This window comes from Marinobacter sp. L-80 (assembly GCF_056859395.1).
In genome coordinates this window covers 482727-494502 of the sequence record NZ_JBSXOI010000077.1, presented here as the reverse complement: position 1 = coordinate 494502, position 11776 = coordinate 482727, and the positions used below count along the sequence as shown (strand labels likewise).

11 protein-coding genes are annotated in these 11776 nt (G+C 50.2%); 7 read left to right on the top strand and 4 right to left on the bottom strand.

Annotated elements, in window-relative coordinates; genetic code table 11:
• Nucleotides 1–2 precede the first annotated feature (2 nt).
• The 3 genes from AC13E3_RS21895 to pilB form a co-directional block, all read right to left on the bottom strand.
• The gene (locus AC13E3_RS21895) at nt 3–878 is read right to left on the bottom strand and encodes a prepilin peptidase (RefSeq protein ID WP_482902546.1); all 876 of its coding nucleotides are present in this window, start codon (nt 876–878) and stop codon (nt 3–5) included.
• A gap of 74 nt (nt 879–952) precedes the next feature.
• Nucleotides 953–2173, bottom strand: coding sequence for a type II secretion system F family protein (locus tag AC13E3_RS21890; protein ID WP_482902545.1), 1221 nt, complete (start codon nt 2171–2173; stop codon nt 953–955).
• 2 nt (nt 2174–2175) lie between these two features.
• Nucleotides 2176–3891 (bottom strand): type IV-A pilus assembly ATPase PilB, encoded by a 1716-nt coding sequence (pilB, locus tag AC13E3_RS21885; RefSeq protein WP_482902544.1) that lies wholly within the window; start codon nt 3889–3891, stop codon nt 2176–2178.
• Between the two features lie 413 nt (nt 3892–4304).
• Here pilB and AC13E3_RS21880 point away from each other — a divergent pair, with 413 nt between their 5' ends.
• From AC13E3_RS21880 to AC13E3_RS21865, 4 genes are all read left to right on the top strand, one after another.
• A complete protein-coding gene (locus tag AC13E3_RS21880; RefSeq protein WP_482902543.1) occupies nt 4305–4763 on the top strand; it encodes a pilin in 459 nt (152 codons plus the stop codon).
• A 178-nt stretch (nt 4764–4941) separates the two neighbouring features.
• Nucleotides 4942–6657 carry a PglL family O-oligosaccharyltransferase gene (locus AC13E3_RS21875; protein WP_482902542.1) on the top strand — a complete coding sequence of 572 codons (1716 nt, stop codon included), beginning with the start codon at nt 4942–4944 and terminating at the stop codon, nt 6655–6657.
• Nucleotides 6658–6732: 75 nt separating this feature from the next.
• Nucleotides 6733–6972, top strand: a complete 240-nt coding sequence (locus AC13E3_RS21870) for a pilin (RefSeq protein ID WP_482902541.1) — start codon at nt 6733–6735, stop codon at nt 6970–6972.
• Between the two features lie 15 nt (nt 6973–6987).
• Nucleotides 6988–7299, top strand: a complete 312-nt coding sequence (locus tag AC13E3_RS21865) for a pilin (protein WP_482902540.1) — start codon at nt 6988–6990, stop codon at nt 7297–7299.
• Nucleotides 7300–7323: 24 nt separating this feature from the next.
• Here the strand turns inward: AC13E3_RS21865 and AC13E3_RS21860 are convergent, their stop codons facing one another.
• Nucleotides 7324–8685, bottom strand: coding sequence for an MBL fold metallo-hydrolase (locus tag AC13E3_RS21860; RefSeq protein ID WP_482902539.1), 1362 nt, complete (start codon nt 8683–8685; stop codon nt 7324–7326).
• Nucleotides 8686–8775: 90 nt separating this feature from the next.
• Here AC13E3_RS21860 and cysQ point away from each other — a divergent pair, with 90 nt between their 5' ends.
• The 3 genes from cysQ (at nt 8776) to AC13E3_RS21845 (ending at nt 11761) form a co-directional block, all read left to right on the top strand.
• Nucleotides 8776–9552, top strand: coding sequence for a 3'(2'),5'-bisphosphate nucleotidase CysQ (cysQ, locus tag AC13E3_RS21855; RefSeq protein WP_482902538.1), 777 nt, complete (start codon nt 8776–8778; stop codon nt 9550–9552).
• Nucleotides 9549–10028 carry a transcription/translation regulatory transformer protein RfaH gene (rfaH, locus tag AC13E3_RS21850; protein ID WP_482902537.1) on the top strand — a complete coding sequence of 160 codons (480 nt, stop codon included), beginning with the start codon at nt 9549–9551 and terminating at the stop codon, nt 10026–10028. The genes cysQ and rfaH overlap by 4 nt, the downstream gene beginning before the upstream one ends.
• 248 nt (nt 10029–10276) lie before the next feature.
• The gene (locus AC13E3_RS21845; RefSeq protein ID WP_482902536.1) at nt 10277–11761 is read left to right on the top strand and encodes a capsule assembly Wzi family protein; all 1485 of its coding nucleotides are present in this window, start codon (nt 10277–10279) and stop codon (nt 11759–11761) included.
• Nucleotides 11762–11776: the final 15 nt, after the last annotated feature.

Sequence of the window (11776 nt, the reverse complement as noted above, 5' to 3'; positions counted from 1 at the left end):
AATCAGACTCCCAGGAATCCGTACCAGAACGCCTGAATCTCACTGCCAAACCACAGACAAATCAACCCCGCCGTCGCGAGGTAGGGCCCAAACGGAATCGGAACTTCCCGCCCATGCTTCTTGAACACCATCAGGCTGATACCCACAACGGCACCTACAACCGAGGAAAGCAGAATCACCGCTGGCAACAACTGCCACCCCAGCCAGGCGCCAAGCGCGGCGAGCAATTTGAAGTCACCATGCCCCATGCCTTCCTTGCCGGTAACCAGCTTGAACAGCCAATAAACCGACCAAAGCGAGAGATAACCGGCTACGGCACCCCAAAAGGCACTGTTGAAGTCCGTAAGCACACCAAAATAATTCAGCACCAGGCCCAACCACATCAGGGGCAGGGTGATGCTATCCGGCAGAAGCTGAGTGTCGAAATCAATCACGGTCAGGGCAACCAGGGCCCAAACCAGCAGAAGCGCCCAAAGCGCCGACTCATTCGGCCCGATGACAGCAATGGTCACCACCGAGAAAATCGCGGTAACGGCCTCAATGATCGGATAACGGGGCGAAATGGGCGCCTTGCACGAGGCGCATTTGCCCCGAAGAACCAGCCAGCTGACCACCGGAATATTTTCCCATGCCCGAATGCCATGGCCGCAGGAAGGGCAGGTGGAAGCCGGTTTGGAGAGCGTAATCCGCTCTTCCTGCTTACGCTGCTTCTCCGGCAGCTCAAGGAATTCCTCGCACTGGCAGCGCCAGTCCTGATGCATCATTTTAGGTAGCCTCAGAATGACAACATTCAGGAAGCTGCCGATGCAGAGGGATACGAGGGTGACGGAAAGAAAAACAAGCCAGGGAGTGGCGAGAAAAGTTTCGAGACTCAACATCAAATTGCTCAACTATCGGCAGTTAAGCCCCTCTCCCCGAGCGGGAGAGGGGTTGGGGAGAGGGGGAGAGGGGTTTAACCAACCACCTGACCCATCTGGAAGATCGGCAGATACATGGCGATGATCAAACCACCAACCAGAACACCCAGTACCGCCATGATCATCGGCTCCATCAGGGCCGTCAGGTTATCGACCATGTCGTCGACCACTGCCTCATAATGTTCTGCAACTTTGCCGAGCATTTCATCGAGGTTACCGGATTCCTCGCCAATGGCTGTCAGCTGCACGGCCATAACCGGGAAGATATCCTGGTGACGCATGGAGGCCTGAAGCTGGGTACCACTGGCCACATCGTTCTTAATGCGATCGACGGCATCCCGGTAAACTGCATTACCTGTGGCGCCTGCTACCGAGTCAAGTGCATCGACTAGAGGTACGCCGGCAGCAAAGGTAGTGGAAAGAACTCGACCGAACTTGGCAACTGCAGATTTATCGAGGATCTCTCCAACAATGGGCAGCTTTAAAACGTATTTATCAACCAAGTCCGAGAACCTCTGTGAGCGCCGTTTTGCCTCTTTGAACAGGAAAATGGTTCCCACAATTCCCAGTAAGACCGCGAACCACCAGCTTTGCAACCACTCCGAAAGCTCTACTACAAACTGGGTGAAAACAGGAAGTTCAGCGCCAAACCCCTGGAAAAGGCTCTCAAACTGCGGGACAACTTTCACCAGAAGAATCGATGTTACAATAACAGCAACGACGATAACGGCAATCGGGTAAGTCATTGCCTTCTTGACTTTCTTCTTGAGAAGCTCTGTCTTCTCAAGGTAAGTCGCAATGCGGTCGAGCATTGCCTCAAGCGCACCGGCCTTTTCACCAGAATCCACCAAGTTGCAGTAAAGATCATCAAAATACTTAGGATGTTTACGCAATGCGCCTGCGAAACTGGTACCTGATGAAATGTCATTCCGGATACTCATTACCAGTTCCTGGAGCCCTTTGTTCTCTAGGCCATCCGCAACAATGTCGAAACTCTGAACCAAAGGCACACCAGCCTTCATCATGGTTGCAAGCTGACGAGTCAGCATGGCAATGTCGAAAGGGTTGATCTTCTTGCTACCACCAAAAAGTGGCTTGGGTTTTTTCTTGACCTTGTCCGGAATAATGCCTTGCTTTCGAAGTTGTGCCTTAACCAGCGCCAAGTTGGAGCCCGTTAATTCACCCTTGGACTTGTTACCCTTACGGTCTTTCCCTTCCCAAACATACGATTCCAGCTTCTGTGCTTTCTCTGCCATGCTTAATCCTTCGTCACGCGGTTAGCTTCTTCAAGGCTGGTCACGCCCTCAATCACTTTCATAAGGGCTGACTGACGCAAGTTACGGAAGCCTTCGGCCTGAGCCTGCTTTGCAATTTTGATGGAACTGGCTTCTTCCATAATCATGTTCGCCAGCTCGTCGGTAATCTTGACCACTTCGTAAATCCCGACGCGGCCTTTATATCCTCCATTGCATTTATCACAGCCCTTGGGGCGGTACAACGTGAAGCCTGTATCAATTTGTTCCTGTGTGAACCCTTCCTCTACCAGCACTTCTTTCGGCACCTCAAAGGGTTGTTTGCAGGCGCTACATAACCTGCGGCCAAGACGCTGGGCAATAATCAGGCTTACCGAGGTGGCAATGTTGAACGAGGGCACGCCCATGTTCATCATCCGCGTAAGTGTTTCTGCAGCACTGTTAGTGTGCAGTGTGGAGAGGACCAGGTGCCCGGTTTGCGCCGCTTTGATCGCAATATTGGCCGTTTCCAGATCCCGGATCTCACCCACCATGATTACATCCGGATCTTGACGCAGGAACGCCCGCAGAGCCTCGGCAAAGCCCAGCCCCACACGGTTGTTCACGTTTACCTGATTAATGCCTTCAAGGTTGATTTCCGCCGGGTCTTCCGCGGTGGAAATGTTGATATCCGGGGTGTTCAGAATATTCAGGCCGGTGTACAAAGAAACTGTTTTACCGGAGCCGGTAGGGCCGGTCACCAGGATCATGCCCTGCGGCTGCTTCAGGGCATCCATGTACATCTCTTTCTGGTCCGCCTCGTAACCCAGCACATCAATGCCCAGCTTCGCCTGGCTGGGATCAAGAATCCGCAAAACGATCTTCTCACCCCAGAGAGTGGGCAGGGTGTTTACCCGGAAATCGATGGCTTTGGTCTTGGACAGCTTCATCTTGATCCGGCCGTCTTGGGGCACGCGTCTCTCGGAAATGTCCAGCTGGGCCATTATTTTTACGCGTGCGGAGATCTTCGGAGCCAGCTTAATTGAGGGGCGCGAAACTTCTTTCAGGATACCGTCCGTGCGGTACCTTACCCGATAGACTTTTTCATAAGGTTCGAAGTGAATGTCCGAAGCGCCGCCGCGAATCGCATCGAGCAGCATCTTGTTGACGTACTTTACAATAGGGGCGTCGTCCACCTCGCTGGCAACAACAGCGCCTTCGTCTTCTTGCTCACCGCCTTCAGTCTCAACCCCCTCAAGATCGGAGTCATCAAGATCACCCATCGTGGTGTCCTGAGACTCCAGATACTTGTCGATGGCTTCCCGAAGTTTAGCGTCGTCCACCAATATCGCATCGGTGCTCAGGCCGGTATTGAACTTGATCTCATCCAGTGCCTGGATGTTGGTTGGATCGGAAACGGCAATGAACAGACGATTGCCTCGTTTGTATAGGGGAAGAGCGTTATGTTTCCGAACTAATTTCTCGTCAACTACCTTCTCGGGCATCATTTCCGGCATAAACGCGGAAAGGTCCAGAACCGAAACCCCAAATTCCATAGCTGCCGAAAAAGCCAGCCTGGAACTGTCTGCGAGATTGTTCTGGGTAAGATAGGTGATCAATGGAATGCGGTTCTGGGATGCCTGCAAAAAAGCGTCTTTTGCGGTTGACTCGTCCAGCAGCCCGTCATCTACGAAACGCCTCGCAAGGCCCGTGAGCGTGATATTGCTTTTATTGGTAGACATAAATTAAGTAAAGAGCGCAGCCTAAGTAACTGAATCGGGGGTTTGTCAATTGCACTGAGTTTAGATGGCCAGCACTCATTTGGAAAGGCGCGGTTTACCGGGGTCAGAAGAAAGCCTTCTTCTGACCCCACTTTCAATTACCACTCCAGACCATCTCGAACAACAGTGACCAAAAACGTCACTCAATGACGCCATCGGGCAGCTGAACCAGCCCAAGTCCCTTTTGTGATCTTGCTCACAAAGCCCCGCAGGACCCTGAAACAAAACGCCTATTTTTCGAAATTTCACGTGCCATTGATATTGGCACAGCGAGTGCATTGATTGCTGCAGGCTCAAAACACCGGTCACGGGGCGCGACTCCACCGGGCCCGGGCCAGAAAGAGTTGATCAACGACAAACACAGAGGTCGATAAATGAAAAATATTCAAATCAATCATGCTCAGAAGGGTTTTACCCTCATCGAACTGATGATCGTTGTTGCGATCATCGGTATCCTGGCTGCAATCGCAATCCCGCAGTACCAGGATTACATTGCACGGTCACAGGTTAACCGCGTTGTTGGTGAGGTTTCTGCACTTAAGACTTCTGCTGAGGAAAACCTGATGCGGGGCGTCACCCCAAGTGGCACAGAAGGTGCCGCTAACAACAACCTCGGCTTCACTGAGTCGAGCTTGATCGATGGGTTCGTCGTTAACTTCGACGGCACTGGTGCAGGCAGCATGGTCGCAACTCTTGGTGAAAGCGCTAGTACTGCGATTGATGGTGCTACCGTAACAATTAGCCGTACCGCAAACGGTGCATGGTCTTGCTCAGTCAGCCAAGGCGCTGCCGGTGCCGGTTGGGATCCCAGCTTTATTCCTGCTGGTTGTTAAAGATCCGAAGCATTTGTAAAGGGCGCTCTTGAGCGCCCTTTTTTATAGGTGTTTCCGGTCGTGGATTCGTGGTCTTCAATTTAAGCTTCTTCCTCTTAAATTGTTTTGGTGTGAAAGCGTAGTAACGACTTTTACAAGATTTATTTTATTAATTGATTTGTAGGGGTTAGGAGGAGTGATGCGTTTTATTATATTTATAACTTTATTTTTTCCTCCTTTAATTTTTGCTCATTTCTATCCATTTACCAATTTTATAGAGCAGGCAGTCGCGGCATCTTTTCTAATATTAGGATTGGTTTTTGTTCTTTTGGAAATTAACAAGAAATTTTCTGTTACGAGGTTCGTATTCCTCTGGGCAGCTCTGGGAATTCTATGGCTTTTTGTTGGTTTTTCAAATGATCTGCCGAGGTCGTCTACATGGCTTTGGCACTTGTTATTTTGGGTTTTTGGGTTGTGTGCTCTCCTGCTTGGAGGAATAGTAAAAAACAAGCTAGAAAGTGATTCGCTTGCAATTTTGATTGCTTGGGCTTTAGTGTTTTCCTCTCTACTCCAAGTTCTTGTCGGTCTCATTCAGTATTACGGACTTTTAGAGTTAATATTTCCATGGGCAAATTATGGTGGCTCTAGGCTATCAGGAACTCTAGGTCAGTCAAATATGACAGCTTTTAGCTTATCGCTAGGGTGTTTAAGCTCACTCTTTCTTTTTTATGAGTTCCGACTTTCCAGGTCTTTATTTTTTTTGGTTTCTGTGTTTCTGATATTTGCAATTTTTTTAACTGGCTCAAGGTCCGCAGCTATTTATGCCCTAGTTTTTATTGTGGCTTCTGTTGCGGTTATTTTGTTTGGATTTCAGGTTTCGCGCAAACGAATTGCTTTCGGTCTCAGTTCATTTATTCTGATTTTGATCGCGGGCTATGGGTTGACGCCCTTTATTGATGAAACGCTGACAAACTATACCTCTGCGTGGACTTCTAGCGAGCAGGGTGGCGGCGAAAGAAGTATCGAACGATTCTCTGACTTTTCTTCAAATGAGCGTTTGTGCGAGTGGGAGAAGACTCTGCAATTTTTGTCCTCTGGGAAGGTGGAGGCTCTAGGCCAAGGTTTGGGCACATATTCAAGTTTCAGTTTCCAACGTGATATGGCTGAAATGACAGATTGTGGTGTTGATAAGATGTGGGATCATCCTCACAACCTTATGATATCGGCTTTAGTTGAGTGGGGTTGGGTTGGATTTTTAGTCGTAGGATTAATGCTTTTTTATGTTTTTCGTTTGATTTTAAAGAAAGATAAAGATTGTAGTTGGTTCTTCGTTTCGTCGGCTATCTTGATGTTCCTTTCCTATAGTATGCTTGAGTACCCTTTTTGGAATTTTTATTTTTTGGCTGTGTTTCTGATTTTTGTTACGCTATTGGATGATGAATTGCCTGTAAAGTGCTCATCGACATTCGTGCCAAAAATTTCAGCATTTATGCTTGGCTCTGTGTTTTGTGTTGTTATCTATAGTACAGTTTTTCATTATTTTGAAATTACAGAAATTTTCAATAAAAAAGAGGTAAGCGTAAATGATAAAAGAACCTTGTATTCGCTCGGAAGTAACAGTCTGTACGGTGGCGATGCAGTTCTTGTTAGATATTATCGCTTTTTGCCGGAGCCTACACAGATCTCACAACAGATTTTAGAGGCTAAGAATATTCTAGCTTGGCAGCCGAATCCGCTCGCGCTCACAAGATTAACGCTATTAGGTATGCTTGGTTCAGAATTTGATGCCTGTTTGAGTTATAGACAGCTGAAGAGAAAATACCCGAGATTCATAAGAGTTCTCAATTCGGATATTGTCTTGCTCAGAAATAATGGTTTTGCTTTTAAGCAAGAACTTGGTAGATGCGATTTTTAATGAGATTCCGGTGAATCATATTCCTCCAAAATATTCTTGCTGAGGCAGTCTTTAGTAATTCAATCCAGGAGTCTATTGCTCGAGGTTCCCGAGTTGATGATATCTAAAGAATTTCTGAGCGAGTCATCGTTAAAATTGGCCGAAGTCTTGCTTCCGATGTATCCGGTAGGCGTTTCAAACTTGGTTGCGAGTGACATTATGGTAAGAAAACAGGATGGTTTTACGCTGGTAGAACTCATGATTGTTGTTGCAATTATTGGAATTCTTGCAGCGTTCTCGGTGCCCATCTATCAGAAGTATTTGGCGAAAAGTTAGATAAATCGAGCAGTTGTGGAGCTTTCGCGTTATAAAGCTGCTTTCGAAGGTCAGGTTTTGTATAACGGGGCTGTTACCAATTCAGATTTAGGAGTCAGCCCATCTGACTTAACGACAGCGACAGCGGCCACTGACATTGGAGCAGTTAACGCTGACGGGTCTGGTCACTTAGTGGTGACGATGGGTGGCACGTCACAACCCCATTTACATGGGCTGGTTATCAGGTTGGAAAGAACGGCGGCAGGGGTGTGGTCTTGCAAGCTCGAAAATTCGGCGGTTGTGGCAAATTGGCAATCGCTATACTTGCCAGAAAGTTGTTCTCTCTAGCAAGGTTATGGCTATTGAGAGGCTTTATATCTCCACCTCTTCAAACAACTCCGGCACCTCAACTTCCCAGCCAAACTTATCACGAATCCGCTTCCGCATAACGTCACTCGCGACCATCTCCCCGTGAGTGACGTAAACCTTCTGTGGCTTAATCGTGCCTTGCTCCAACCAAGTCAGGATTTCGTTGTAATCCCCATGAGCAGAAAGCGAATCCAGGTTATGAATCTCAGCTTTGACTGGCCAATATTCCCCATGGATTTTCACCGATTCCGCCCCATTTACCAACGCATCTCCACGGGTACCTGGTGCCTGGAAACCCGCAAACACAATGCTGTTCCGGGGATTCGGCAGTAAGGTCTTTAGGTGGTGCAGGACCCGCCCACCACTAGCCATTCCACTGGCAGAAATAATGACACAGGGATAACGCACAGCGTCCAATTCGATGGACTCTTCTACCTTGCGAACAAACGTGGTTTTCTGATCAATCAGCTCGCATTGAGCGGCATTCAGTTTGTGCTCTTTATGGTGCTTGCAGAAGATCTCCGTGGCTTTGATGGCCATCGGGCTGTTTAGGAACACGGGCAGGTGGGGAATCTTGCCATTACTCATAATTTTGTGAATGACATACAGCAGCATTTGCGCGCGCCCAACGGCAAACGCCGGTAGAAGCACAATACCTCCGCGCCCCGCGGTGCGGGTAATGATTTCAGCGAGCGCCGCCTCAGGGTTTGTCTCGCCATGGGCTCGATCCCCATAAGTTGATTCGCAGACCAGCACGTCGGCTTTCTGCAATGGCTCCGGTGGCCGCATAATGACGTCGTTCTGTCGCCCAACGTCCCCACTGAACACAACCGTTCGGTCGGCACCCTTGTGATGAACATGCACGCAGGAAGAGCCCAGAATGTGCCCCGCGGGCGTGAAGGTTACCTGGAACCCTTTTACTGGCTCGAACGCTTCATGGTAGTGGAGGGATTCAAAGTGCTTAAGGGCCTCCCACGCATCTTTTTCGGTAAACAGCGGCTCCGGCTTCTCGTGTTTGGAGAACTTTTTGCGGAAGGCGTATTTCGCATCCTCCTCCTGAAGAAAGCCGGCATCAGGAAGCAAAACCTTACACAATTCATGAGTGGCTTTGGTGCAGTAGACCTTGCCTTTGAAGCCGTTTTTCACCAGGGCTGGCAGGTAGCCGGAATGATCAATATGAGCGTGGGTAAGCACTACAGCATCAATGGTGGACGGATCCACCGGAAACTTCGCCCAGTTGCGCCGGCGCAGGGTTTTCACGCCCTGGTACATACCACAGTCCACTAGCACTCGGTGCTTGTCATCCGAGAGCAGGTAACGGGAGCCGGTGACTGTGCCTGTTCCGCCAAGGAAGCGAAGTTTCATAGAGGCGTCCTTCTGGTTCTTCGTTAAGGGAGTGTTACTATTACTCATCATAGTTCATAACGTTTTGATCTGAAGCAGGAAGCGAATCGCATGCATTACAGCTCCATTCTCCCGGACGTCATCAAGGTAGCAGACGAGGCCAGTGAAAAAGTGCTTCATATCTATCAGTCTGATTTCAAGGTGAGCTACAAAGCAGACGATTCCCCTATAACGGCTGCAGACACCGCAGCCCACGAAATCATAACCCAGGGTTTGCGCCGAATAAGCACGGATATCCCCATCCTTTCGGAAGAGGGCAAGGATATCCCCTGGGAAGAGCGTAAGCAGTGGCGCCGGTTCTGGCTGGTGGACCCCATCGACGGCACCAAGGACTTCACGCAGCGGACAGGGGAGTTCACCGTTAACATTGCGATGATTGAGGATGGTCAGCCGGTTATGGGGGTGGTTACTGCCCCCGCATTGAAAGAAGCCTACTGGGGCGTGGTCGGTGAGGGCGCTCACATGCGTGATCGCACCGGCAAAGTTCACAGGATTCGGGTGGCAGAGCCCAAGGACGTAAAGCGCGTGGTTGCCAGTAAGAACCACCTGAACCCTGAAACTCGAGCATTTATTGATCAGCTTGGTGAGCACGAACTGGTACAGGCTGGAAGTGCCCTAAAGTTTTGCCGTATTGCCGAGGGCCATGCTGATATCTATCCACGTATGGGACCAACTTGCGAGTGGGATACAGGCGCAGGACAGGCCGTGTTGGTGGCGGCAGGTGGGAAAGTTCAGACCGTGGATGGCAAGCCGCTGAAATACGGTAAACAAGATGTGTTAAATCCGTATTTCATCGCAGCGGGAAGCTGGTACATTCCTCAGCCATGACATGGTATGCACTCCAGCACAAACCCGCCCAGGGCGATCGCGCCCTTACACATCTCCAGAATCAGGAGATTGTCTGCTTCTACCCGAAAATTACCGTAGAGAAAATCAAAGCCGGTAAGCGCACTAAGAAACTTGAGCCGCTATTTCCCGGTTACCTGTTCGTAAATCTCGAGCAAACCGATCCAATGTGGGCAAAGCTTCGCTCTACTCGCGGGGTGTTGAGGATTGTGGGTTTTGCTAACAAGCCTGCAGCTATCAGTGATGATGTGATCCAGCATGTAAAGCAAAGCCTGGATTCAGTGACGGAGCAGGGCGGCATCAAGCCAGGCCAGGCTGTTCAGCTCGAGGAAGGGCCGTTTACAGGCATCAATGCCATTTTTCAGGCTTATGATGGCGAGGCTCGCGCCATAGTGCTGATCAACTTTATGCAAAAGCAGCAGCAAGTAAAGGTGCCAGTGTCATCAATCAAAGCTTGAGTGCGCATCTTGTTTGATTGGCATTTGATCAAAGTAATTGTGGGTCCGAACCTTTAACAATTCTTTACGCTGCCAACTCTCTGATAACCCATGCGTCAGACTTTTTGTCACTTGCTTGTCATAGACATTGCCGTAAAATCGTCACGCTTCTGAAACAGTACATTCATCTACCGACAGGGAAACAGTTGGGAGTCAGTTGTCCCCTTCCTTTTGCCTGTTTCCCGTCGCTTTATAGATAACCTAATTTCATGACCTTAAAACACTGGGCCCTGGTCGGTGGGGCGGTAGCGTGTCTGAGCAGCTTCTCCGTAATCGCCTCGCCCTGGCTCGAGCCTGGTGATGTTCGCGCCAGATATTCCCTCCAAAAGCTTGCAGACCGTGGTCACCTCGAAAGGGTAGCGACCACGTGGCCGGTCTCCTGGGCCGATGTCCACAGTGGTGTAAAGAAATCCTCCTTGGCTAGCGATCCGGCTGCCGGAAGCGAGTGGGCATATCTCCGCTTCGAAATGGAGCAGAATGCGACGGCAGGATTCCGGGCTGAGGCCAGAGTGGCGGGGACAACTGAGCCTTCACTTCTGCGGAGTTTTGCCGATAAGCCAGAACAAACCGGTGAACTCAGCCTCGATCTTCAGTGGCAGGGAGCGCACTGGGCATTCGGCCTGAGTCCCTCGGTCTCTGCGAATCCGGAAGACGACGACACTTTTCGTTTGGATGGCAGTTACCTCGCTGCCACGGTCAACAACTGGGTGCTGGGTGCGGGAGCGATAGACAGATGGTGGGGGCCAGGATGGCAGCACAGCCTGATTTTATCGAATAATGCCCGGCCTCTGCCTTCTGCGTGGCTCAACCGCAACGAGACAACCGCTCCGCAATCCAAGTGGCTTGAATGGATCGGACCCTGGCAGTTCAGCGTGTTTGCCGGTCAGATGGAAAGCAACCGCGTAGTGCCGGATACCAAGTTGATCGGGATGCGTTTTGGATTCCGGCCGGTCAGCGGTCTTGATGTCGGGCTGTCCAGAATACTTATGTTTGGCGGAGAGGGAAGGCCTGAAAACCTCTCTACTGTTTGGGACATCCTGATCGGCCGGGACAACTCGCAGGACGGAGCCGAGAACGATCCCGGCAACCAGCTTGGCAGCATCGACGTTCGTTACGGTTTTGCTGTCGGCGAGCAGAGTATGGGGATTTACACCCAAATGATGGGGGAAGATGAAGCGGGCGCTTTCCCAGCCAGAAAATCCTGGCTTTTCGGTTCGGATTGGACCAGCTCCCTCTTTTCCCAGGATCAGCAATGGTTTCTGGAATACGCCAATACCCTGGCCGATGATGTGCTGGGTGATCCGATGCCGAATATCACCTACGACCATTTTCGGTACCAAACCGGCTATCACTACTACGGTCGCAGCATGGGCGCGAGCATAGATGGAGATGCGGAAGCCCTGACTTTGGGTGTGTTCAATTTCTTCCACGATGGCAGTAACCTTGGTATCAGCCTCACCGCAGCGCGCCTGAACAAGGATGGCGCGCAGGGGGCAAAGGTAACGGATACCAGCGTGTTTGCGTATTTGCCGACGAAAGACCAAGACATTGCCGTTGTCGAAACCAGCTATGGTACCGAGGTAATGAACGGTTGGCTGGATCTAAATGCCAGTTTTACCGACAAAAAAGTTCAACTAGTTGGGGGCGAGAAAGACCAATGGGCTATCTCTGCCGCCTGGCGTTACCGTTTCTGACATTCAGTAAAATCA